22 protein-coding genes are annotated in these 21,929 nt (G+C 58.7%); 14 read left to right on the top strand and 8 right to left on the bottom strand.

What is annotated here, in order from left to right; translation table 11 throughout:
* Positions 1-158: 158 nt before the first annotated feature.
* The 3 genes from ACQ4MY_RS20630 to ACQ4MY_RS20620 are packed head-to-tail and all read left to right on the top strand — an operon-like array spanning position 159 to position 2,005.
* Entirely contained in the window at positions 159-656 is a 498-nt protein-coding gene (locus ACQ4MY_RS20630) for an MFS transporter (RefSeq protein ID WP_158835419.1), read from the top strand.
* A gap of 16 nt (positions 657-672) precedes the next feature.
* On the top strand, positions 673-1,449 hold the full coding sequence (locus ACQ4MY_RS20625) for a class II glutamine amidotransferase (RefSeq protein ID WP_440096301.1): 777 nt from the start codon (positions 673-675) through the stop codon (positions 1,447-1,449).
* A 13-nt stretch (positions 1,450-1,462) separates the two neighbouring features.
* Positions 1,463-2,005: a DUF2937 family protein gene (locus tag ACQ4MY_RS20620; RefSeq protein ID WP_440096300.1), complete on the top strand. Its 543-nt coding sequence runs from the start codon at positions 1,463-1,465 to the stop codon at positions 2,003-2,005.
* A gap of 168 nt (positions 2,006-2,173) precedes the next feature.
* On the opposite strand, the gene ACQ4MY_RS20615 is transcribed toward ACQ4MY_RS20620, so the two are convergent.
* Positions 2,174-3,088 carry a LysR family transcriptional regulator gene (locus tag ACQ4MY_RS20615; RefSeq protein WP_158835425.1) on the bottom strand — a complete coding sequence of 305 codons (915 nt, stop codon included), beginning with the start codon at positions 3,086-3,088 and terminating at the stop codon, positions 2,174-2,176.
* Between the two features lie 159 nt (positions 3,089-3,247).
* Between ACQ4MY_RS20615 and ACQ4MY_RS20610 the strand changes: the two genes are divergently transcribed.
* From ACQ4MY_RS20610 to ACQ4MY_RS20595, 4 genes are all read left to right on the top strand, one after another.
* Positions 3,248-4,534: an MFS transporter gene (locus ACQ4MY_RS20610; RefSeq protein ID WP_440096299.1), complete on the top strand. Its 1,287-nt coding sequence runs from the start codon at positions 3,248-3,250 to the stop codon at positions 4,532-4,534.
* A gap of 62 nt (positions 4,535-4,596) precedes the next feature.
* Positions 4,597-5,349, top strand: a complete 753-nt coding sequence (locus ACQ4MY_RS20605; RefSeq protein ID WP_440096298.1) for a 5-oxoprolinase subunit PxpA — start codon at positions 4,597-4,599, stop codon at positions 5,347-5,349.
* Entirely contained in the window at positions 5,346-6,050 is a 705-nt protein-coding gene (gene pxpB / locus ACQ4MY_RS20600) for a 5-oxoprolinase subunit PxpB (protein WP_440096297.1), read from the top strand. The genes ACQ4MY_RS20605 and pxpB overlap by 4 nt, the downstream gene beginning before the upstream one ends.
* Positions 6,047-6,970, top strand: coding sequence for a biotin-dependent carboxyltransferase family protein (locus ACQ4MY_RS20595; protein WP_440096296.1), 924 nt, complete (start codon positions 6,047-6,049; stop codon positions 6,968-6,970). Before pxpB ends, ACQ4MY_RS20595 begins: the two co-directional genes overlap by 4 nt.
* 92 nt (positions 6,971-7,062) lie before the next feature.
* On the opposite strand, the gene ACQ4MY_RS20590 is transcribed toward ACQ4MY_RS20595, so the two are convergent.
* Positions 7,063-8,241, bottom strand: coding sequence for a vWA domain-containing protein (locus ACQ4MY_RS20590; protein ID WP_053118130.1), 1,179 nt, complete (start codon positions 8,239-8,241; stop codon positions 7,063-7,065).
* 12 nt (positions 8,242-8,253) lie between these two features.
* On the bottom strand, positions 8,254-9,099 hold the full coding sequence (locus tag ACQ4MY_RS20585) for an AAA family ATPase (protein ID WP_008085923.1): 846 nt from the start codon (positions 9,097-9,099) through the stop codon (positions 8,254-8,256).
* Between the two features lie 201 nt (positions 9,100-9,300).
* Between ACQ4MY_RS20585 and ACQ4MY_RS20580 the strand changes: the two genes are divergently transcribed.
* A complete protein-coding gene (locus tag ACQ4MY_RS20580) occupies positions 9,301-9,531 on the top strand; it encodes a DUF4160 domain-containing protein (protein WP_440096295.1) in 231 nt (76 codons plus the stop codon).
* The gene (locus ACQ4MY_RS20575) at positions 9,519-10,016 is read left to right on the top strand and encodes a helix-turn-helix domain-containing protein (protein WP_440096294.1); all 498 of its coding nucleotides are present in this window, start codon (positions 9,519-9,521) and stop codon (positions 10,014-10,016) included. The genes ACQ4MY_RS20580 and ACQ4MY_RS20575 overlap by 13 nt, the downstream gene beginning before the upstream one ends.
* On the opposite strand, the gene ACQ4MY_RS20570 is transcribed toward ACQ4MY_RS20575, so the two are convergent.
* Entirely contained in the window at positions 10,013-11,089 is a 1,077-nt protein-coding gene (locus tag ACQ4MY_RS20570; RefSeq protein ID WP_008085924.1) for a DUF748 domain-containing protein, read from the bottom strand. The genes ACQ4MY_RS20575 and ACQ4MY_RS20570 overlap by 4 nt on opposite strands.
* A 128-nt stretch (positions 11,090-11,217) precedes the next feature.
* Here ACQ4MY_RS20570 and cysK point away from each other — a divergent pair, with 128 nt between their 5' ends.
* The 3 genes from cysK to ACQ4MY_RS20555 all read left to right on the top strand — a co-directional run bounded on the left by cysK (position 11,218) and on the right by ACQ4MY_RS20555 (position 14,776).
* Positions 11,218-12,192 (top strand): cysteine synthase A, encoded by a 975-nt coding sequence (cysK, locus tag ACQ4MY_RS20565; RefSeq protein ID WP_008085926.1) that lies wholly within the window; start codon positions 11,218-11,220, stop codon positions 12,190-12,192.
* Positions 12,193-12,430: 238 nt separating this feature from the next.
* Positions 12,431-13,369 (top strand): aspartyl/asparaginyl beta-hydroxylase domain-containing protein, encoded by a 939-nt coding sequence (locus ACQ4MY_RS20560; protein WP_440096293.1) that lies wholly within the window; start codon positions 12,431-12,433, stop codon positions 13,367-13,369.
* A gap of 174 nt (positions 13,370-13,543) precedes the next feature.
* The gene (locus ACQ4MY_RS20555) at positions 13,544-14,776 is read left to right on the top strand and encodes a TerD family protein (RefSeq protein WP_440096292.1); all 1,233 of its coding nucleotides are present in this window, start codon (positions 13,544-13,546) and stop codon (positions 14,774-14,776) included.
* Between the two features lie 80 nt (positions 14,777-14,856).
* Here the strand turns inward: ACQ4MY_RS20555 and ACQ4MY_RS20550 are convergent, their stop codons facing one another.
* Together ACQ4MY_RS20550 and ACQ4MY_RS20545 are read right to left on the bottom strand one after the other, a co-directional pair.
* Positions 14,857-15,060: a hypothetical protein gene (locus ACQ4MY_RS20550; protein ID WP_238552730.1), complete on the bottom strand. Its 204-nt coding sequence runs from the start codon at positions 15,058-15,060 to the stop codon at positions 14,857-14,859.
* Positions 15,057-15,557, bottom strand: coding sequence for a hypothetical protein (locus tag ACQ4MY_RS20545; protein ID WP_440096290.1), 501 nt, complete (start codon positions 15,555-15,557; stop codon positions 15,057-15,059). Before ACQ4MY_RS20545 ends, ACQ4MY_RS20550 begins: the two co-directional genes overlap by 4 nt.
* Before the next feature lie 494 nt (positions 15,558-16,051).
* Between ACQ4MY_RS20545 and ACQ4MY_RS20540 the strand changes: the two genes are divergently transcribed.
* Positions 16,052-16,915, top strand: a complete 864-nt coding sequence (locus ACQ4MY_RS20540; protein ID WP_440096289.1) for a DMT family transporter — start codon at positions 16,052-16,054, stop codon at positions 16,913-16,915.
* An 89-nt stretch (positions 16,916-17,004) separates the two neighbouring features.
* On the opposite strand, the gene ACQ4MY_RS20535 is transcribed toward ACQ4MY_RS20540, so the two are convergent.
* Both ACQ4MY_RS20535 and ACQ4MY_RS20530 read right to left on the bottom strand, forming a co-directional pair.
* Positions 17,005-17,913 carry a DMT family transporter gene (locus tag ACQ4MY_RS20535; protein ID WP_440096288.1) on the bottom strand — a complete coding sequence of 303 codons (909 nt, stop codon included), beginning with the start codon at positions 17,911-17,913 and terminating at the stop codon, positions 17,005-17,007.
* 84 nt (positions 17,914-17,997) lie between these two features.
* The gene (locus ACQ4MY_RS20530) at positions 17,998-19,623 is read right to left on the bottom strand and encodes a methyl-accepting chemotaxis protein (protein ID WP_008086869.1); all 1,626 of its coding nucleotides are present in this window, start codon (positions 19,621-19,623) and stop codon (positions 17,998-18,000) included.
* Positions 19,624-20,065: 442 nt separating this feature from the next.
* Here ACQ4MY_RS20530 and aceK point away from each other — a divergent pair, with 442 nt between their 5' ends.
* Positions 20,066-21,787 (top strand): bifunctional isocitrate dehydrogenase kinase/phosphatase, encoded by a 1,722-nt coding sequence (gene aceK / locus ACQ4MY_RS20525; protein WP_440096287.1) that lies wholly within the window; start codon positions 20,066-20,068, stop codon positions 21,785-21,787.
* The last annotated feature ends 142 nt before the right edge of the window (positions 21,788-21,929 follow it).

The raw sequence follows: 21,929 nt of genomic DNA, 5'->3' as shown, positions 1-21,929 counted from the left end.
GAGTGAGCCTGCTCGCGATAAGGCCGGCACATTCAACATCAATGTTGTCAGGCTGTCCGTCATCGCGAGCAGGCTCACTCCTACAGGTCGCATGTCTATTGGGACAAGCCGGATGGGCGAAAAGTCGTTACTATAAGCGCCTCTTTGCCTGCCTTGCCATGGACACCATGACCGAGAACGACTATCTGATCGCCTGGGGCCTCTACGCCTTTGCCGCTGTGGGCTGCCTGTTGGTATGGATGCGCCTGACTACCTGGATGTGGCGCTGGCTGCGCGAACCGCTGCGCGTGTTGATGGCGGTGTTGCTGTTCAGCCCGACCATCATTGACCCGGTCAAGGAAAAGGTTGCGCCGGCCATCGCCATCACCGCGCTGGACCTGGCCTTCAAGGTCGGCAACAACGCCTGGCGTGCAGTCTCCGATCTGTTCATGTACGGCATGATCGCTTTCGGCATCTACCTGATCTTCGTGCTGATCCGCTTCCCGATCGAACGTGCCTCCAAGGCTCGCCGCGAACAGGCCGAAGCGGCCAAAGCCGCCGCCCGTGCCGATGACCGCGACGACGATCAACCGTTCGGCGCTGCCGGTGATGACCGCTACGGCCGGCCACCGGTCCCGAACAATCCGCAGCGCATGCGGGTCGAGCCGCGTCTGTAATCCCGAGAGTCCGCACATGTGTGAATTACTGGGCATGAGTGCCAACGTGCCGACCGACATCGTCTTCAGCTTCACCGGTCTGATGCAGCGCGGCGGGCGTACCGGCCCGCACCGCGATGGCTGGGGCATCGCCTTCTATGAAGGCCGCGGTTTGCGCCTGTTCCAGGACCCGGCAGCGAGTTGCGAATCGGAAGTCGCCAATCTGGTGCAGCGTTATCCGATCAAAAGCGAAGTGGTCATCGGCCACATCCGCCAGGCCAACGTCGGCAAGGTCTGCCTGTCCAACACCCACCCGTTCGTCCGCGAGTTGTGGGGGCGCAACTGGTGCTTCGCGCACAACGGCCAGCTCGCCGACTTCACGCCGATCAAAAGTTTCTACCGCCCGGTCGGCGATACCGACAGCGAGGCGGCGTTCTGCGATTTGCTCAACCGCGTACGTGCAGCTTTTCCGGAGCCGGTCGATATAGAAGCGCTACTGCCGGATCTGGTCGCTGCCTGTGCCGAATACCGCAGCAAAGGCGTATTCAACTGCCTGCTCAGTGATGGCGACTGGCTGTTCTGCTATTGCTCGACCAAACTCGCACAGATCACCCGGCGCGCACCGTTCGGCCCGGCACGGCTGAAGGATGTCGACGTGATCGTCGATTTCCAGGCCGAAACCACGCCCAACGACGTAGTGACGGTGATTGCCACCGAACCGTTGACCGAAAACGAAACCTGGACCCGCTACGAACCGGGCCAATGGAGCCTGTGGCGACGCGGCGAATGCGTCAGCCAGGGCAAGACCGCATAAGGATCTATCCCCGATGTTGCTCAGTTATCTACGGCTGGTGTTGTTTGCGGCGGGCCTGTTGATCGGTGTCCAGGTGCCGGGGTTTATCAACGATTACGCGAAACGGGTCGAAGCGCATCTGATTGAAGCGCAGACTGGTTTGCGCGGGTTCCAGGGCACCGCCGAGCAGTTCTTCAAGGGCGACATCCAGGCGCTGGTGGCGCATTACCGCGCCAGCGAAGACCCGGTGTTTCGCAGCGATGCCGACAGCCTGAGCACCTTGCTCGATCGTCAGCTCGCGTTGGATAAACAGTTCCAGGCAATGCAGGGCCCGTGGTACATCCGCTTCCTGCAAGTAGTGCTGGCGGCGGATCCGGACATTCGCAAGGAAACCTGGAATGGCTACAGCTACCAGATTCTGCTAACCCCGGAAGCGATGATCTGGGGCATGAGCGGGGCGTTGCTGCTGTCCTTCGGCATTGAGTGCCTGTTCCGCCTGATCGACTGGGTGGTGCTCGGTGGCCGCCGCTTGCGCCAGAGCCGCCCGATCGAAGACCGCGACATGCGTGGCCTCTGATCACCAACTTTGTGGCTAAAGGGATTTTGTGGCGAGGGGATTTATCCCCGATGGGCTGCGAAGCAGCCCCAAAACCATGAGACTCGGTGTTTCAGAAAGACCGCGATGGTTGGATTACGACTGCTGCGCAGCCGGTCGGGGATAAATCCCCTCACCACAAAGGTGTGTTCAGACAGTGAGGGTGATGTAGTCCTTGCCGACCTTTTGCGCATACCCCGCCAACACCTGCTGACACAACGTCACAATCTCCTCGACCCACTCAACCCCCACCCGCCACGACACCACCACCTGCAAGTCCGGCGGCCGCTGATCAATGGCCAGCAAGGTCAGTTCCCCCCGCGCCAATTCTTCCGCTACCAGCACCGGCGGCAGCACGCCAATCCCGAAACCATCGCGCAACAACCGTGTGATCGCCGACACCGAATTCACGCAGTTCAAGCGCGGTGCCAGCACCCCGTTCGCCTGCATCAACGCCACAAGGTCTTGATGCGGCCGGGAGTTTTTCGAGTAAGTGATGATGCGTTCCTGCGCCAGTTCAGCGAGGTCGGCGTAGTCGCGGTTGTAGATCGAATTACTGGCGACGATCCAGCCCAACGGATGGCTGGCCAACTCCAAACTGCGCACACTTTCATGGCGCACCAGATCGGTTTGCAGAATCAGATCAAGAAAGCCTTTTTGCAGCTGATCGCAGAGGTTCAGCGAGGTATCCGCCACCAGTTCGATTTCCACCCGTGGATACAGATCGGTCATCTGCGCCACCAACGGGCTCAGCCAAGTGTGGATCACCGTGTCCATCACGCCGATGCGCACGCGGCCGACCTTGCTTGAGCGGGTTTCGATCGACTGCTTGAGCGCCGACATGGTGTCGAGCATCTGCTCGGCATATTCCAGCACTTTCAGGCCTTCGGGCGTCAGGCTGACACCGCGCGAATCGCGCAGAAACAGCTTAACCCCCAGCTCGCCCTCCAGCACCGCAATGCGGCTCGAAATCGACGCCTGGGTGGTGAACAGCTTGTCGGCGGTCAGGCGAAAGCTCTTCAGGCGGGCGACCCAGACAAAGGTCTCGAGAAACTTCAGGTTCATGGGCAAGGCTCGGGTGACAAATTTTTCTTATGCCTAAGGCGGGTTTTTATTCGTTGGACGCGCAAGGGCCGGGCGACGAAAAATCGATGCATCCGGTCCCCACGATAGGCGTCGTCGGGGCTGCGAACAAGACCAATAAAAAACCTGCGGAGATAAGCCATGAGTGCTCCCGACACCCTAGAAGCATCCTCGGCACCGGCGCGTCCGGGGCCGTTCGACTGGTATCGCAACATCAACCAGCAGGAGCGCCGCACGTTCTGGAGCTGCAAGATCGGCTACGGTCTGGACGGCATGGACACGCAGATGCTCAGCTTCGTCGTGCCGACGCTGATTGCGATGTGGGGCATCACCACCGGCGAGGCCGGGCTGATTCACACCAGCACCTTGATTGCTTCGGCGATTGGCGGGTGGGTCGCCGGGATTCTCTCCGACCGCATCGGCCGCGTGCGCACCCTGCAATTGACGGTGCTGTGGTTCGCCTTCTTCACCTTCCTCTGCGGCTTCGCGCAAAACTACGAACAATTGCTGATCGCCCGCACCTTGATGGGCTTCGGTTTCGGCGGCGAATGGACGGCCGGCGCGGTGCTGATCGGTGAGGTGATCCGCGCCAAGGATCGCGGCAAAGCGGTGGGCATGGTGCAATCCGGGTGGGCGTTGGGCTGGGGCCTGACGGCGATTCTGTATGCGCTGCTGTTCTCGGTGTTGCCGCCGGAAGACGCCTGGCGCGCGCTGTTCATCCTCGGCATCGTACCGGCGATTTTTGTGATTTTCGTCCGCCGTCTGGTCAAGGATCCGGAGATCTATCGCGAGGCTAAAGCCCAACAAACGCCGGAGAATCAATCGAAGTTTTACGAGATCTTCGCGCCGGGCATGCTCTTCACCACGTTCCGCGCTTCGCTGCTGACCACGGGAGCTTTGGGCGGTTATTACGCGATCACTTCCTGGCTGCCGACCTTCCTCAAGAACGAACGCGGCTTGAGCGTGCTCGGCACTGGCGGCTATCTGGCGATGGTGATTGTTGGCTCTTACGTCGGCTATGTGATCAGCGCCTATCTGACCGATCTGCTCGGCCGCAAAAAGAATTTCATCCTGTTCGCGGTCGGCTCATTCACCATCGTGCTGCTCTATACGCAATTGCCGGTGAGTAACGGCGTGATGCTGTGGCTGGGCTTTCCGCTGGGCTTCTTTGCCTCGGGGATCTTCAGCGGCATGGGCGCGTTTCTCACTGAGTTGTTTCCAACACGGATTCGCGGTTCGGGGCAGGGCTTTTGCTACAACATCGGGCGGGCGCTGGCGGCATTGTTTCCGCTGCTGATCGGTTTGCTTAGCCAGACCGTGCCATTGAGCGTCGGTATTGGTGCCTTTGCTGCAGTGTCTTACGGCGTAGTGATTATCGCGGCGTTGAGCCTGCCGGAAACCCGTGGCAAGCAACTGGACGCGCAGTAGCTGATAACCTGCGAAACAAATTCCTACAGATAAAAAGACAAGACGCTACAGGAGTGTTCACCGTGAGCCGCCTGCTATTGAATTGCGACATTGGCGAGAGCTTCGGCAGCTGGACCATGGGTCTGGATGCCGAGGTCATGCCCTTAATCGATTGCGCCAACGTCGCCTGCGGCTTCCATGCCGGCGATCCGAGCATCATGCGCAAGACCGTCAGCTTGGCGCTGAGCCACGGGGTCAAGATCGGCGCGCATCCGGCTTATCAGGATCTGGTCGGCTTCGGCCGCCGTTCCATGGCGTATTCAGCGCAAGAGCTGCAAGACATCCTGCATTACCAGATCGGCGCCCTCGACGGCATTTGCAAAGCGCAGGGCGGGCGGGTCAGCTACGTCAAACCGCACGGCGCGATGTACAACGACATGATGGCCAACCCGGCACAACTGCGTGCGGTGATTCAGGCCGTAGCAGCTTACGATCGCAGTCTGCCGCTGATGTTGATGGCCACTCGCGACAACTCGGCTGCACAGCAAATTGGTGATGAGTATGGCGTGACGTTGTGGTTCGAAGCCTTCGCCGACCGCGCCTATGACAGCGCCGGCAAACTGGTCTCGCGACAACTGCCGGGTGCGGTGCATCACGAGCCTGAAAAAATCATCGAACAGGCACTGACCATTGCCCTTGGTGACAACCTCACCGCCAGCGATGGCAGCGCCTTGCGCCTGCATGCCAATACCCTCTGCGTACACGGCGACAACGCCAGTTCGGTGGCCGCCGTGCAGCGTATTCGCGAGGCCTTGAATCAGCAGGATGCGCAATGAACCCAAGGATTGAAGTGGTGGCACTGGATTGCCTGATGCTGCGCCTGTTCGATGAAATCGCTGAGGCCAACATGCCGTGGATGCTCGCTGCCAGTGAGCGTTTGCGAGCGGTGTTCGGCGATCAATTGATCGATCTGGTGCCGTCGTACACGACGTTGATGGTGCATTACGATTTGACGGTTTTGAGCCCGAATCAGGCGCGGGCATTGATCGCTGAGGCGCTGATTGATCTGTCGCCGAATTCACGATCCGCCGGTCAATGTCATGTGCTGCCGGTCTGGTATGACTTGAGCGTCGGGCCTGAATTGAGCTTGCTGGCTGAGCGCAGTGGGCTGGCGCTGGAGGAGGTGATCCGTCGCCACAGCGGCCGCGAATATCAGGTGTTCGCTCTCGGTTTTGCGCCCGGCTTTGCCTTCATGGGGCTGGTCGAAGAAATCCTCGCAGCGCCACGCTTGAACACCCCGCGCAAGAAAGTCGCGGCTGGCAGCGTCGGTATTGCTGAACGGCAAACGGCAGCCTATCCGGTCGTGTCTCCCGGTGGCTGGAACCTGATCGGTCGCACGCCGGCGAAACTGTTTGATCGTCATCGCGACGGCTACAGCCTGATGCAACCCGGCGACACTGTGCGTTTCGAGGCGGTCAGCCACGCCGAATTCATCCGCCTGGGCGGCGACGACACGCCACTGGAGGTGCAGGCATGAGCCGACTGACGATTGAGGCGAGTACGCCGCTGTGCCTGTTGCAAGACGCCGGGCGGTTTGGCGTGCGGCATCTGGGCGTGACCCAGGGCGGCGCGGCGGATTGGTGCTCGATGAGCTGGGCCAACTGGCTGCTGGGCAATGGGCTGGATGTGGCTGTGATCGAAATCACCCTCGGCGGCTTTACCGTGTTGGCTGAAGAGGATTGCTTGCTGGCGCTGGCCGGGGCGGATCTTGGCGCGCAGGTTGATGGTCAGCCGTTGGCGCCGTGGCGCAGTTTCAAATTGGGCAAAGGTCAGCGGTTGCAGTTCACGCAACCGCTGCTCGGCGCTCGGGCGTACCTGGCGGCGCCCGGTGGTTTTGTGGCGCCGAAGGTATTGGGCAGCAGTGCCACAGTGGTGCGCGAAGAGCTCGGCGGCCTCGATGGCATGGGCTTGCCATTGGCCAAGGGTTCGGCGCTGAGTTATCACGGAGAATCGCTGTATGTTCGCGAGGTGCCTGTGGATTTACGGCCGGATCTGAAATCGAATGCGCCGCTGGATCTGGTGCTCGGCGCACAGATCGGTCAGTTCAGCGGGCAGAGTCTGTTTGATGTGTTTAACAGTGCGTGGACGCTGGACAGTCGCGCGGATCGCATGGGCATTCGTTTGCTGGGCAAGGCGTTGGAATATCAAGGCCAGCCGATGATTTCCGAGGGGATTCCGTTGGGCGCGGTGCAGGTGCCACCGGACGGGCAGCCGATTGTGTTGCTCAATGATCGGCAGACGATTGGTGGCTATCCACGGTTGGGGGCATTAACGCCGTTGGCGTTGGCGCGGTTGGCGCAGTGCCTGCCGGGGGCGCAGGTGCGGTTGCGGCCGGTGGTGCAAGACGTTGCGCATCGTGAGCATGTCGATTATCTGCAGCGCTTTAAACATACCTAGAAGCATCGCGAGCAGGCTCACTCCTACAGGGGAACGCATTCCAAATGTAGGAGTGAGCCTGCTCGCGATAGCGTCCGCCCAGGCAAAGCAGATTATTTGGACAAAAACCGCATCCCTTCCTCAAGCCCACGCAACGTCAACGGATACATCTGATCCTCGATCAAATCCCTCACGATATTGGTCGACGAGGTATACCCCCAGGTATCTTTCGGATACGGGTTAATCCAGATGAGCTTCTTGTACTTCTCCATAAACCGCTGCATCCACACATAACCCGGCTCTTCGTTCCAGTGCTCGACACTGCCGCCGGCCTGGGTGATTTCGTAAGGCGCCATCGCGGCGTCGCCAATGAAAATCACCTTATAGTCAGCGCCGTACTTGTGCAGCAGATCCTGGGTAGAAGTGCGCTCGGAAGTGCGACGCATGTTGTTCTTCCACACCGACTCATAAACGAAGTTGTGGAAATAGAAGTACTCCAGATGCTTGAACTCGGTTTTACAGGCCGAGAACAGCTCCTCGCAGATCTTCACGTGGGCGTCCATCGAGCCGCCGATATCGAACAGCAACAACAGCTTCACCGTGTTGCGCCGCTCCGGGCGCATCTGGATGTTCAGCAGGCCCGCATCTTTGGCGGTGTGGTCGATGGTGCCGTCGATGTCGAGCTCTTCCGCCGCGCCTTGGCGGGCGAATTTACGCAGGCGACGCAAAGCGACTTTGATATTGCGCGTGCCCAGTTCCACCGAGTCATCAAGGTTCTTGTATTCGCGCTGATCCCAGACTTTTACCGCTTTGCCCTGACGCTTGCCGGCATCGCCCACCCGAATGCCTTCCGGGTTGAAGCCGCCGGAGCCAAACGGGCTAGTGCCGCCGGTGCCGATCCATTTGTTGCCGCCGGCGTGACGTTCCTTCTGTTCTTCCAGACGCTTCTTGAATTCTTCGATCAGTTTGTCGAGACCGCCGAGGGACTGGATTTGCGCGCGTTCCTCGTCGCTCAGCGAGCGCTCGAACTCCTTGCGCAGCCACTCTTCGGGAATCAGTGCCTGTAAATGATCGTCGAGCTTTTCGAGGCCATTGAAGTAGGCGCCGAACGCACGGTCGAATTTGTCGAAATGACGTTCGTCCTTCACCAGAATCGCCCGCGACAAGTAATAGAACTCGTCCATGTCGGCGAAGGTCACGCGCTGTTTCAGCGCGTTGATCAGGTCGAGCAGCTCGCGCACCGACACCGGCACCTTGGCGGCACGCATTTCATTGAACAGGTTGAGCAACATGGCATCAGCCTCTTAGCGAGAACCGCGACGGCTCATGAACGCCAGACGCTCAAGCAGTTGCACGTCCTGTTCGTTCTTCACCAAGGCACCGGCCAGCGGCGGAATGGCCTTGGTCGGATCGCGTTCGCGCAGCACGGCTTCGCCAATATTGTCGGCCATCAGCAGTTTCAGCCAATCGACCAGCTCGGAGGTCGACGGCTTCTTCTTCAGGCCCGGCACCTTGCGTACATCGAAGAACACGTCCAGCGCTTCGCTGACCAGATCCTTCTTGATGTCCGGGTAATGCACGTCGACGATTTTCTGCAGGGTGGTGCGGTCGGGGAAGGCGATGTAGTGGAAGAAGCAGCGGCGCAGAAAGGCGTCCGGCAGCTCTTTCTCGTTGTTGGAGGTAATGATGATGATCGGGCGCTTCTTGGCCTTGATGGTCTCGTCGATCTCGTAAACGTAGAACTCCATCTTGTCGAGTTCTTGCAGCAAGTCGTTGGGGAACTCGATGTCGGCCTTGTCGATCTCGTCGATCAGCAGAATGACCCGCTCTTCGGACTCGAAAGCCTCCCAGAGCTTGCCTTTCTTCAGGTAGTTGCGCACGTCGTGGACTTTTTCAGTGCCCAGCTGCGAGTCGCGCAGACGGCTGACCGCATCGTACTCGTACAGGCCCTGATGGGCCTTGGTGGTGGACTTGATGTGCCAGGTAATCAGCTTGGCATTGAACGATTCGGCCAGTTGCTCGGCGAGCATGGTCTTGCCGGTGCCCGGCTCGCCCTTGACCAGCAGCGGCCGCTCCAGGGTGATGGCGGCGTTGACCGCCAGCTTCAGGTCATCGGTGGCGACGTAGGCCTGGGTGCCTTCGAACTTCATCTGCTAATCCTCGAACGGTAACGCCGACCTGAACGGGCAGGGCGGGGGCGAAATAATCGGATGCCCGACTATAACGCGCAGGCCGGTCGACTGTGAACGCAGACGGCTTATTCAGTCTCTGAATGGGGCGTCACATGTTGACTCAGTCTCGGCGCATGGCCAGTATTCAGGTATCGCCGATTTGGCGATAGCCTCTGGGGCATGACGACTAAATACCGATTTCGCGAAAAATACCGCATTCAGTTGCGCGAGAAGGATCACCCGCCACCCCATGTTCACCTGATCGGTGGAGGGGTAGATGTGATGCTGAGTCTTGAGACCGTTGAAGTGATGACGGGCAAGGCGCCGCCACTGATTATCAAAGAAGCGCTGGCGTGGGTTGCCTCCCATCAGGCGCAACTGCTGGAGGACTGGAAACGATGTTACCCATGAAACGGCCTCGCCTATCTACTGTGAGCGCACTGCCAGACTATCGGTTGGCACTGACCTTTATTGATGGTCAAGAGCTGACACTTGATCTGGAACGCGATGTTCACGCTTATCCAGGTCTACGACCATTACTTGATCCCGAAGTGTTTGCGACGGCGGCATTGGACGACGACGGCTGGACGGTCGAGTGGCTTGAACCCGATATTCAGATTGGCGCAGATACACTTTATATGGATGCGCTGGCTCAGAATGCGCCTGATGAAAACACTCGGATTTTCATTGAATGGCGCGCCCGGACGGGCCTTTCGCTCAATCAGGCCGCTGAGGCGTTGGGTATCAGTGCTCGTAGTATCAGCCGCTACAGCAATGGTCGTGAAGCGGTGCCGCGCTCTTTGGCGCTAGCGTGCTTGGGATGGGACTCTTTGCAGCAGCAGTCGACAATGGCAGCAGAAGAGTCCGGTCGCTATATCGTCAATCGAAAGCCCTAACCTGCATCCGGTTTAGGCCGCTCATACCGCGCATTAAAGGCCTGCACAAAACCATTACGCAAAATCTGCAAAAACGCTTCAAACGCGCTGATATTTTGCTGATGCACATTGCCGCTCAGCTCAACCTTGGTCGCGAACTGGTTTTTTGCCTGATTCTTCAGCACGGTTTCCGTGCCGCCGACCAGCGCTTCCCAGACGGAGCGGAAGATGCTTTTGTTCTTGTTTTCCACGTCCTGCTGCCAGTTGAAGACTTCAACGTCACGCAGCAGCGGTTTGATGTAGCCGTTGACTTGCGCCTTTTTGGCTTTGGCTTCGATGACCACGTCACCGTGGCCGGCATTGAAATCGAACTTGCCGTAGGCCGAGGCGAAGTCATTCATGCTTTTGAGTTCGATGTCTTTGGCACGCAGGCGGAATTCGAAGTCTTCGAAATTGCTTAACGGATCAAAGGTGGCGGTGGTTTCCAGCGGCGCGTGGCCGAGTAGCAAGGCTTTGCCTTCGAAACGGGCGTCGCGTTTACCTTCCTTGTCGACCACGTTGGTCAGGTTGTAGATGCTCGCGTTGACGTCAGTGGCATTCATGTTCACGGGCGGTTTGGAATTGAAGTTGCGGAAACTGATACGACCGTCGTTGATCTGCACTTCGTCGAGCGTGATTGGCAACAATTTGCCCAACTGCTCACGCCAGTCGGTGCCTTGACCGGTTTGGGAATTCTGTTTGTTGGCGCCACCGTCGACGAAGTTGATTTCAGGTTTGAAGAACTTCACTTGAGCGACGACGGCATGGTCGTACCACAGCGAGTGCCAACTGACTGAAAGGTCGATCAACGGCGCATTGACGAACGGCACCGGTACTTTGCCGTCGACTTTGACGATCTTCAGACCGTTGATTTTGTAGGCGCCGCGCCACCACGCCAGGTCAACATCGGTGATCTGGCCACGGTAGTCGCCCATATTCGCCAGTTTGTCGTTCAGGTAGTCGCGTACCACGTAAGGCAGGGCGATGTGCAGTGCGATCAGCAGCACGACGATTCCCGCAAAAGTCCATAACGGCCAGCTGTAGCGACGTTTCATGGTGACAATTCCCGAACGATGTAAAGCGATTGACTACTGTGTGTTGCAGACGTTCGCCCCGACTGGACTGTGCTGGGCAACAGGCATACCTTGGAGCGCTGAATTCAACGCTGCATAAGGACCCAGCCATGAGCCGTATTTTTGCCGACAACGCCCATTCCATCGGTAACACACCGCTGGTGCAGATCAACCGTATTGCGCCGCGTGGCGTGACCATTCTGGCCAAGATCGAGGGGCGCAACCCCGGTTATTCGGTCAAGTGCCGGATCGGCGCCAACATGATCTGGGACGCCGAAAGCAGCGGCAAACTCAAGCCGGGCATGACCATCGTCGAGCCGACCTCGGGTAATACCGGTATCGGTCTGGCGTTTGTGGCCGCCGCTCGCGGTTACAAGTTGATGCTGACCATGCCGGCTTCCATGAGCATCGAGCGCCGCAAAGTGCTCAAGGCCTTGGGCGCTGAACTGGTGCTGACCGAGCCAGCCAAGGGCATGAAGGGCGCGATCGAGAAGGCCGCTGAAATCGTCGCCAGCGATGTCGATAAATACTTCATGCCGGCGCAGTTCGATAACCCGGCCAACCCGGCGATTCATGAAAAGACTACCGGCCCGGAAATCTGGAACGACACCGACGGCGCTGTCGACGTGTTGGTGGCGGGTGTCGGCACCGGCGGAACCATCACTGGCGTTTCGCGGTATATCAAGAATACCCAGGGCAAACCGATTCTTTCCGTGGCCGTGGAGCCGGTGTCCTCTCCAGTGATCACCCAGGCGCTGGCCGGTGAAGAGATCAAGCCCAGCCCGCACAAGATTCAGGGCATTGGTGCCGGTTTTGTGCCGAAAAACCTCGATCTGTCGATGGTGGATCGGGTTGAGCTGGTGACTGACGAAGAGTCCAAGGCCATGGCCCTGCGCCTGATGCAGGAAGAAGGCATTCTCTGCGGGATTTCCTGTGGCGCAGCGATGGCCGTGGCCGTGCGTCTGGCAGAAACCCCGGAAATGCAGGGCAAAACCATTGTGGTGATTCTGCCGGACTCGGGCGAGCGTTATCTGTCGAGCATGTTGTTCAGCGACCTGTTCACCGAGCAGGAGACCCAGCAATAAGTCGCAGCCTGCAATCCGTCCCTGTAGGAGCTGCCGCAGGCTGCGATCTTTTGATCTTCATGATTCAGGTCAGCCAAGGTTCAGGATCGTTATGTTAATAAGCGCTTTGTTGCGCAATCCTTAACACTGAATCTTGGCTGAAGCGGGTTTTTCCCGAAGCCGGTAGTGTTTATCATGGCCGGCTGCCATGCCGGGTAAATGGCATTGTGCAGCGTTGTCTTTATTCAAGGAGTTGTTGATGACCTTTTCGTTTGCCGCCAAGGCGTTTGTGCTGTTGCTGTTTCTGGGCAGCACGCTCTATGTGCATTTGCGCGGCAAGGCGCGTTTGCCGGTACTGCGTCAGTTCGTCAACCATTCGGCGCTGTTCGCCCCGTACAACGCTTTGATGTACATGTTTTCCGGCGTGCCGTCCAAGCCTTACCTGGATCGCAGCAAATTCCCGGAGCTGGACGTACTTCGCGATAACTGGGAAACCATTCGCGACGAAGCCATGCACCTGTTCGACGAGGGCTACATCCGCGCCGCCGAGAAGAACAATGACGCCGGTTTCGGGTCGTTCTTCAAAAAGGGCTGGAAGCGTTTCTACCTCAAGTGGTACGACAAACCGCTGCCGTCGGCCGAAACCCTGTGCCCGAAAACCGTGGCGCTGGTCAGTGCGATTCCCAACGTCAAGGGCGCCATGTTCGCGCTGTTGCCGGGCGGTAGTCATCTCAACCCACACCGCGATCCGTTTGCCGGCTCCTTGCGCTATCACCTCGGTCTGTCGACACCCAACTCCGACGATTGCCGGATCTTCGTCGACGGTCAGGTCTACGCCTGGCGCGACGGTGAAGACGTGATGTTCGACGAGACTTACGTGCACTGGGTGAAGAACGAAACCGAAAAGACCCGGGTGATTCTGTTCTGCGACGTCGAGCGACCGCTGAGCAACCGTTACATGACCCGCATCAACCGAACCATCAGCGCCTGGCTCGGCCGTGCGACCGCACCGCAGAACCTCGATGATGAACGCGTCGGCGGGATCAACCAGGCTTACGCCTGGAGCAAGAACTTCAGCGACAAGTTCAGCGGAGTGGTCAAACAGTGGAAGCGTCGCAACCCCAAGGCCTACCGCATCATGCGTCCGGTATTGGCCGTTGTGGTACTGACGTTGTTGGGCTATTGGCTGTTTGGGTAAAGTCGGTCTCGTTTAAAGGAACCGCTCTAAATGAGCGGTTTTTTTATGCGGGTCAAAACTGTTACAACGCACCACTGCCATCTGCCAGCCGTTAAACTCTCACGCGCAAGCTCTCAATGAAGGCGCAGCACCCGCAGTGTGCTGCCATACACCCCATGGAATAGGCGACTCCCCTTGAATCAATCCCTCAAGCCTGGCGAAAACACCTCCCTGGACCTGCCCAATGGGCACGTCGTGGTCACTCATGCCGCAGGCGACAATCTGGACGTGAACCTCACGGCGTTTCTCGTCACTGAGGCCGGCAAGGTCACCAGTGACAGCGACATGGTGTTTTTCAACGCACCGGAACATGCGTCCGGCGCCGCCATGTTCATCGCACCGGTCACACAGAGCGGCATTGTCAGCCACCGCATCGGTTTTGATCTTTCGCGCATGCCGGCGGGTATCACCAAGATCGCCATCACCCTGACTCAGGATGGCAGTGGTGGTTTTGCCGCTGTAAAGGACCTGCGCGCCCAAGTGGTCGTCGGCGATCAGGTTCTGGAGCTCGCGCCGGGTAGTTTCACCCAGGAAACGGGCATTATCGTGCTCGATCTGTACGTGCGAAACGGCCAGTGCAAGGCGCGTTCGGTATGGCAGGGTTTTGCCTCGGGACTGGCCGGGCTGTGCGGGCTCTACGGGGTGGAGGTTGAAGAAGAGGCGCCAGCGGCTCCCGCTGCCAAACCGGTGAACATTACCAAGTCACTGATCACCCTCGACAAACCGGGCACCAGCCACAAGGTCTCCCTGGAAAAAGGCCCGTCGGCACCGAAAGTCATCCGCGTCAGCGCGACCTGGGTGGATAACGGCGATGATGACGACAATGACGATCTCGACCTCCGGATCGGCATTCTGCGCCCCGATGGCCGAATGTCCTTCATCCAGGCGCCGGACAAGAGTGGCGCCTTCGATATCGATCCTTTCGTGTTCCACACCGGCGACGTGGTCAGCGCCAGCGATTCGGCACCGGCCATCGAAACAGTCGACATCAACCCGGCCATCTCCCAGCAAATGGGTGGCAAGGTTGCGTTGGTTTGCAGTGTCTATTCTGCGCTGGACAACGGCGCCGTTTCGGTGGCTTCGCTGAAACCGAAAATGCGCATGGAGTACGGCAATCAGGTTGTCGAGTGCGCTTTCGAGTTCCAGGACGATGAATTCAGCAGCACGGTCTACACTTACGTGATCGGTTTGATCGAGATCGACCTTGATCACATTGAACTGAGTCCCTCCGGCATCACATCAGAGAGCACCAGCGAAGCGACCCCGTGGCTCACACGCCAGGGCGACAAGCTGGTGCTGACCATGGACGGGCCTGAGGTGTTCAAAGGCTATCCGCCGGAGAACAGCGGTAGTAAACATTACGTCTGAGTGCCAGGGATGACTTGTCGCTGAGACTGAATGTAGCCACATATAAACCGCTCCAGTGGAGCGGTTTATCACCAGAGTATTTACAGACGACCTGCTGCGAGTACGTTGGGCTCTTTGGTTTCGGTACCCGTTATAAGGATTTGCAGTAGTCGCTGTTGACTGGCAGTCAGCCTGACATCGGCATCTTTTTTGGCGCTTAAAGGTCCGCCTGGTCTGATGGATGACTTTTTAACCGGCTTGTTCACGTTTTCACCAGTGCTGATCATTAATTGAGCAGTTTTCACGATACGCGGTTCCCTACGTTTTTGACAAGGCATCCCTGTGCATCAAAGCGGAAGCCAAGTTCTTGATAATGGGAAATTGCACCCACCAAAGGTTCCTGAACCTCTACTACCTCACTGCCGATGATCCGCGCGTACTGTTCAATCACGATCAGTGCCAGCGTTCCAATTCGGTTTTTCAGTGGGTGAGCCTCTCCCGAACGCCCCTCCAGACGAACGATTCGAATTCTCCTGCGACTGTTGTTCGGATTTGCGAAACACAGCCCACACAACTCATCTTCAAACCAGATCGAAAAGTCCAGTGACAGCGGCTCGCGAGCTTTCCATGTCATGACTTCACGCCAACAGAAATGCGGTGTCTCCCAGCGTAACGAGGCATTCACTGCAAGAGTGTCGATGGGTTCGAAGCGTACCTTCGACAAATCGGTGACGGCACGTTTTTCTCGTTCCAGTTGATGCTGGAGTAGAGCAATACTGCTACTTGCCTGTTTTCTAGCCATTGATCTGTACAGCTGATATCGAAGTTGAGTTCTTTCCCTTGGCATGTGATTTCGTACATTCCCTGTCCCCCATAGTCGGGCATCGCCTTGCAACCCAGCCTATTCACCTCCCACCCAGCTGTCGCTACCGGCCCTTTGCCCAAGTCATTGCAATCTGTGTCCCTGGCTGGTTATATTCAGCCCTCGTGAGCCAGTCGGTTCACTGACCTCAACCTCAAAAAAGATCTGCACCCATGCCTGCATCCCACATCAACGCGGTAGTCGATTCAGCGGTCAACGCTGGCGTCGTGCCGTGCGGGAATCAGCAGCCACAGCAGATCAGTCATTACCCCCCACCTGTCAGTAGCACGCCGGTGTGCGCAGTCGTATCACCGCCGGGTGTTGGCGTTTCGGGCTGATCGGCGTTTTTTGCTGACCCCTGTGCCCGCCTGAAAAAACCTACTGAACTTCAGCTTCGGCTGAGTTGGCTTTTTGCCTGACTACAGGTGGTATTCATGTTTGTCCTTTCGAAAAAAACCGCGCTCGCGGCGGCGTCCACGAGCCTGTTCGTTCTGCTGTGGAGCAGCGGGGCGATCTTCTCCAAATGGGGCCTGGCTCACGCTTCGCCCTTTGCCTTTCTGCTGATCCGCTTTGCGATCGCCCTGTGCGGGCTGGTGCTGCTGGCGCCGTTACTCAGGCTGAAGTTGCCCAAGACTGGCCGGCCGATGCTGTATGCGATTGCCACCGGCGTGGTGTTGCTCGGGGCCTATCAGATTTTCTATTTGCTGGCGCTGAACACCAAGGTTACGCCGGGGGTGATGGCAACCATCATGGGCGTGCAGCCGATTCTCACCGTTGTGTTGATGGAGCGGCAGCGCTCGGCGAGCCGGATGTTCGGGCTGGCGCTGGGGCTGGCGGGGCTGATCATGGTGGTTTACCAAGGCATCGGCCTGGCCGGGATGTCCTGGACGGGGATGCTCTTCGGACTGCTGGCGCTGGCGAGCATGACCCTCGGTTCGATCATGCAGAAACGCATCACCGACAATCCGCTCGGCACGTTGCCGGTGCAATATCTGGCGGGGCTGTTGTTGTGCGGGATTTTTGTGCCGTTCCAGCCGTTCCACTTCGAGCAGAGCACCGGTTTTATCGTGCCGGTGTTGTGGATGGGGCTGGTGGTCTCGGTGCTGGCGACACTGCTGCTCTATCGCCTGATTGCGCGGGGCAATCTGGTGAACGTCACCAGCCTGTTCTATCTGGTCCCGGCGGTGACCGCGGTGATGGATTACCTGATTTTCGGCAATCGTCTGGCAGCACTGAGTGTGCTGGGGATGCTGCTGATCATCATCGGTCTGGCATTCGTATTCCGTAAACCCAAGTAACCCCAACCCCTGTAGGAGCTGCCGCAGGCTGCGATCTTTTGATGTTGTCTTTAACCACAAGATCAACAGATCGCAGCCTGCGGCAGCTCCTACCGGGCGTTCACTTCAACCGGTTTCACCGTCGCAGGCTTCAACACCAGCCACAACGCGATCGCAATCAACACCCCGCCGTAGATGTGCGCCATCGACAGCGGCTCATCCAGCAACAACGCCCCCCACAGCACGCCGAACGGCGGAATCATGAAGGTCACGGTCATTGATTTCACCGGGCCGATGGAACTCAGCAGGCGGAAGTAAACGATGTAGGCAAACGCCGTGCACCCCAGACCCAGGCCAAGCAACGACAGCCAGACATTCCAGCCACCCCAGCTGACGGGCGGCTGAGTGGCCACGCTGTAGGCAAACAGCGGCAGCAGGAACAGCGTCGCCCCGAGCATGCTGCCCAAGGCGGAAAGACGGCTGTCCAATCCACCGGCCTGATCCAGCCAGCGCCGTGCGAGGAATCCGGCAAAGCCATAACAGGTGGTCGCCAGCAGGCAGGCGAGGGCGCCCATCAGCAGTTGCATGTCGAATGCCACGGGACCGGCGCGCGTCAGCACACCGACACCGAACAGGCCGAGAAACACTCCGCCGAGTTTCGCGGCGGTGAGTTTTTCACTGAAGAACAACCCGCCAATCAGCACGCCCATCAATGGCGTGGTGGCGTTGAAAATCGCTGAATAGCCGGCCGGCAGCACCTGCGCGGCCACCGAGTACAGCGTTGCCGGAATGCCCGAATTGATCACGCCGAGCAGCATTACGGTTTTCAGTTTGCCTTTGAAATCCCAACTGATGCGCATCAGCCCGAGAATCACCAGCAGGCCGACGGCGGCAATCGACACGCGAAAGAATCCGGTCGGGATCGTGCCGATCACCGGCGCAATAATGCGCATGAACAGAAAACTCGCGCCCCAGATGGCCGCCAGCGACAACATACGGAAAATATCGACAGGGCTCACGGCGGTCTCCTTCCAGAATCGGGACGAGAGTGTTGCCGAGCGCCCTGATGAAGGCAACCGCTATTCGGGCATGCAACTTTTCGCTCAGATTACAAAACGCGTGACCAGCCCGTTGAGGTCAACGGCCAGGCGCGACAGTTCCTGACTGGCGGCAGAGGTCTGCGTGGCGCCGGCAGCGGTTTGCGTCGACAGATCGCGGATGGTCACCAGATTTTCATCGACCTCGCGGGCCACCAGTGCCTGCTGCTCGGCGGCGCTGGCGATCACCAGGTTGCGCTGATTGATCTGCGCAATCGATGCGGTGATTTTCTCCAGGGCCTGCCCGGCACTGTTGGCGCGGCGCAAGGTTTGCCCCGCCTGCTCGGCACTGCTTTGCAGCGCCCCGACAGTGGCACCGGTGCCTTGCTGGATGCTGCTGATCATCAGCTCGATTTCTTCGGTGGAGTTCTGTGTGCGTTGCGCCAGCGAGCGCACCTCATCGGCGACCACCGCGAAACCGCGCCCGGCCTCACCGGCGCGCGCCGCTTCGATCGCGGCGTTGAGCGCCAACAGATTGGTCTGCCCGGCAATCCCGCGAATCACTTCCAGCACTTTGCTGATGTCCTGCGCCTGTGTGGCCAAGCCTTCAGCTTGCTCGGATGCGCCGAGCACGGCGCTGACCAGTTCCTGAATCGAGCTGATGGTTTCGCTGACCTGCACATGGCCGTGCTTGCTGTCCTCGTTCGACGCCTCGGACGCCTCGGCGCTGGACACCGCGTTGGCCGCGACTTCATCCACTGCCGTACTCATCTCGGTCACGGCGGTGGCGGCTTGTTCGATTTGATCGTTCTGCTGCTGCAGGCCACGGGTGCTTTGTTCCATCACCGAACTCATTTCCTCGGCTGCGGAAGCCAGTTGCTGCGCCGATTCGCTGATACCGCGAATAGTCGAGCGCAGATTGCCCTGCATCTCGGCGAGGGCGTCGAGCAACTGCGCGGCCTCGTCTTTACCGCTGCTGGCAATCTCGCCACTGAGGTTGCCGGCGGCAATGCGTCGTGCCACCTCCAGCGCCTGATTGATCGGCGTAGTGATGCTGCGAGTCAGCGCCCAAGCCAGCAGCAGCGTGGCGATCAACGCGACCACGATGATCGTCGCGACAATCCACAGTGCCCGCTGATACATCGCCGCGGCTGCTTCGGCCGCGGCATCGGCGCCTTGCTGATTGAGCGTAATCATTGCCTCCAGCGTCTTGTCGAGCACTGCGCCCTGCGGCGCCAATTCGTTGTTCAAACGGGCGGAAGCCTGTTCGTTCTGGCCTGCGTCGATCTGGCTGACGATCTGATCGAGGATGCTCAGGTATTTGCCGACGGCGATACTCAAGCTGTCGAGCATTGCCTGTTCTTCATCACTGGCAATCAAGGCCTTGTGGTCGCTGAGGCGTTTGAGCAGTTCTTCACGCTGCGCCTTGAGAATGCCTTTGCTTCTGTCTCGACTGGCTGCCTGGGTATTGGCCGTCAGGCGCAACGATTCGAGACGGATGCTGGCGATGTTCGCCGCCGCGTCATGAATGCTTTCGATGCTCGGCATCCATGATTCTTCGATCACCGCTGCGCTCTCGCGCAGGGTCTTCATCTGGGCAAGCCCGAACAGGCCAACCACCACCAGCAGACCGGCCAAAACGGCAAAACTCAAGCTGGCGCGCAAACCGATGCGCAGATTGCGGATAGACATCTTTGTGCTCCTTGATCTTTGAGGGAGAGGTCGTCCTCGTCAGCGAGGATCTTGTTTTGCGGGGGGTAATGGCGGGATGTATATCAAAGTGCCACTATTTTGGTAAGACCAATCCGGGTGGTGTCACGAAGCATCGCCCCGTTGCGGGAAAACCGCGGGCTAGAGAGGTGCACTGGCAATTGGCTGCCAAGGCCGGTTATTTCGCGGGCTGGCGCAAAGGCACCCGCGAGACTGAACAGGTGATTTTTTGACCGAACGGTCGATTAAAAAAACTTTGCAAAAAACTGTGTCGGATTCAAAGGCCCCTTCGCGAGCAAGCTTGGCTCCAACAGGATCGTGGTACGAACTTGCCGTGCTTTTGGCAGAAATTGCACTTCACCTGCGCCCGCATCCGTGGCTAAGCTCAGGCACAGATTTCCAAACGCACGCCGAGGTCTCCTTTATGCCGCAGCAATGGCCAGCCACCGACATCGCCCGCATGATCCTCGATGGCTTTGACGATTACCGCGAGCATTTCCGGCGGATCACGGATGGCGCCCGCGAGCGCTTCGAGCAGGCACGCTGGCAGGAGACCCAAACCGCGTCGGCGGCGCGGATCAACCTTTACGAAGAAAAAGTCGGCGAAACCATCGCCCGTCTGCGCGAATATTTCGACGATGAAACGCTGATGAATGTCAGCTGCTGGCCGCTGGTGAAAAGCGCCTATATCAGCGTCATCGACCTGCGTTTCGACGATGAGCTGTCCGAGACCTGGTACAACTCGATTTTCTGCGGCCTGTTCAGCCATGACCTGATCAGCGACGGCTGCATGTTCATTCACACCACACGCCCGAGCCTGCGCCGTGCCCGCGCCGCGCAAACCCGCACGTACAAGCCGCAGGGCCAGTTGTCGGGGATGCTCGCGAGCATTTTTGCCGACTACCGTTTCAGCGAGGATTACGCTGATTTGCCCGGCGACCTGCGGCGTCTCGAAGCGCAACTGCGCGAGAACCTGCCGGACTGGGTGTGCAAGGACCCGGAGCTCAGCGTCGAGTTGTTTTCCTCGGTGCTCTACCGCAACAAGGGCGCGTATCTGGTCGGGCGCATCTACACCCGCGACGAACAGTGGCCGCTGGTGATTCCGCTGCTGCACCGCGAAGGGCGCGGGATTCAGATCGATGCGTTGATCACTGACGAAGCCGACGTGTCGATCATCTTCTCGTTCACCCGTTCTTACTTCATGGTCGATGTGCCGGTGCCGGCGGAGTTCATCGGCTTCCTGCGGCGCATCCTGCCGGGCAAGCACATCGCCGAGCTGTACACCTCGATCGGTTTCTACAAGCACGGCAAATCCGAATTCTATCGTGCGCTGATCAATCACCTGGCCAACACCGACGATCAATTCATCATGGCCCCCGGCGTGCGCGGCATGGTCATGAGCGTGTTCACCCTGCCGGGCTTCAACACCGTGTTCAAGATCATCAAGGACCGGTTCTCGCCGTCGAAAAACGTCGACCGCGCGACGGTGATCGAAAAGTACCGACTGGTGAAAAGTGTCGACCGGGTAGGGCGGATGGCCGATACCCAAGAGTTCGCCGATTTCCGTTTTCCGCTGAGCAAGTTCGATCCGGCGTGTCTTGAGGAATTGCTGGAAGTCGCGCCATCGACGGTATCGGTCGAAGGCGAAACCGTGCTGATCCGCCACTGCTGGACCGAGCGGCGAATGACCCCGCTCAATCTCTATCTGGAAAACGCCAACGACGCGCAAGTGCGCGAGGCGCTGGAGGATTACGGCCTGGCGATCAAGCAACTGGCGGCGGCGAACATTTTTCCCGGCGACATGCTGCTGAAGAACTTTGGCGTTACTCGTCACGGCCGCGTGGTGTTTTACGACTATGACGAGATCTGCTTTCTGACCGAGGCCAACTTCCGGCACATCCCGGCGCCGCGCACCCCGGAGGACGAAATGGCCTCGGAACCGTGGTACTCGATCGGGCCACTGGATGTGTTCCCCGAGGAATTTCCGCCGTTCCTGTTTGCTGATTCGGGGCAGCGCAAGTTGTTCGATCAACTGCATGGCGAGTTGTATAACGCCGATTACTGGAAGAGCCTGCAGGAGGCGATTCGCGCCGGCAAAATCATCGACGTCTTCCCGTACCGCCGCAAAGGCCTCGATAACGAATAACTCCCCCTGAATACATTGTGGCGAGGGGATTTATCCCCGATGGGGTGCGAAGCACCCCCAAAACCATTCAACTCAGATGCTTCAGATCGACGTTGATATCCAGTCGGCGACTGCTGCGCAGCCGATCGGGGATAAATCCCCT

Source organism: Pseudomonas sp. SM4 (assembly GCF_051913165.1).
In the GTDB taxonomy this organism is placed as follows: Bacteria; Pseudomonadota; Gammaproteobacteria; order Pseudomonadales; family Pseudomonadaceae; genus Aquipseudomonas.
The sequence above is the reverse complement of the archived record's forward strand: the minus strand, read 5'-3'. Positions and strand labels throughout refer to the sequence as shown.

What these genes read in the sequence shown, in the direction of transcription:
- ACQ4MY_RS20630 (WP_158835419.1), top strand. Translation starts at nt 159, where the DNA reads ATGGACACCATGACCGAGAACGACTATCTGATCGCCTGGGGCCTCTAC.
- ACQ4MY_RS20625 (WP_440096301.1), top strand. Translation starts at nt 673, where the DNA reads ATGTGTGAATTACTGGGCATGAGTGCCAACGTGCCGACCGACATCGTC.
- ACQ4MY_RS20620 (WP_440096300.1), top strand. Translation starts at nt 1,463, where the DNA reads ATGTTGCTCAGTTATCTACGGCTGGTGTTGTTTGCGGCGGGCCTGTTG.
- ACQ4MY_RS20615 (WP_158835425.1), bottom strand. Translation starts at nt 3,088, where the DNA reads ATGAACCTGAAGTTTCTCGAGACCTTTGTCTGGGTCGCCCGCCTGAAG.
- ACQ4MY_RS20610 (WP_440096299.1), top strand. Translation starts at nt 3,248, where the DNA reads ATGAGTGCTCCCGACACCCTAGAAGCATCCTCGGCACCGGCGCGTCCG.
- pxpB (WP_440096297.1), top strand. Translation starts at nt 5,346, where the DNA reads ATGAACCCAAGGATTGAAGTGGTGGCACTGGATTGCCTGATGCTGCGC.
- ACQ4MY_RS20595 (WP_440096296.1), top strand. Translation starts at nt 6,047, where the DNA reads ATGAGCCGACTGACGATTGAGGCGAGTACGCCGCTGTGCCTGTTGCAA.
- ACQ4MY_RS20590 (WP_053118130.1), bottom strand. Translation starts at nt 8,241, where the DNA reads ATGTTGCTCAACCTGTTCAATGAAATGCGTGCCGCCAAGGTGCCGGTG.
- ACQ4MY_RS20585 (WP_008085923.1), bottom strand. Translation starts at nt 9,099, where the DNA reads ATGAAGTTCGAAGGCACCCAGGCCTACGTCGCCACCGATGACCTGAAG.
- ACQ4MY_RS20580 (WP_440096295.1), top strand. Translation starts at nt 9,301, where the DNA reads ATGACGACTAAATACCGATTTCGCGAAAAATACCGCATTCAGTTGCGC.
- ACQ4MY_RS20575 (WP_440096294.1), top strand. Translation starts at nt 9,519, where the DNA reads ATGTTACCCATGAAACGGCCTCGCCTATCTACTGTGAGCGCACTGCCA.
- ACQ4MY_RS20570 (WP_008085924.1), bottom strand. Translation starts at nt 11,089, where the DNA reads ATGAAACGTCGCTACAGCTGGCCGTTATGGACTTTTGCGGGAATCGTC.
- cysK (WP_008085926.1), top strand. Translation starts at nt 11,218, where the DNA reads ATGAGCCGTATTTTTGCCGACAACGCCCATTCCATCGGTAACACACCG.
- ACQ4MY_RS20560 (WP_440096293.1), top strand. Translation starts at nt 12,431, where the DNA reads ATGACCTTTTCGTTTGCCGCCAAGGCGTTTGTGCTGTTGCTGTTTCTG.
- ACQ4MY_RS20545 (WP_440096290.1), bottom strand. Translation starts at nt 15,557, where the DNA reads ATGGCTAGAAAACAGGCAAGTAGCAGTATTGCTCTACTCCAGCATCAA.
- ACQ4MY_RS20540 (WP_440096289.1), top strand. Translation starts at nt 16,052, where the DNA reads ATGTTTGTCCTTTCGAAAAAAACCGCGCTCGCGGCGGCGTCCACGAGC.
- ACQ4MY_RS20530 (WP_008086869.1), bottom strand. Translation starts at nt 19,623, where the DNA reads ATGTCTATCCGCAATCTGCGCATCGGTTTGCGCGCCAGCTTGAGTTTT.
- aceK (WP_440096287.1), top strand. Translation starts at nt 20,066, where the DNA reads ATGCCGCAGCAATGGCCAGCCACCGACATCGCCCGCATGATCCTCGAT.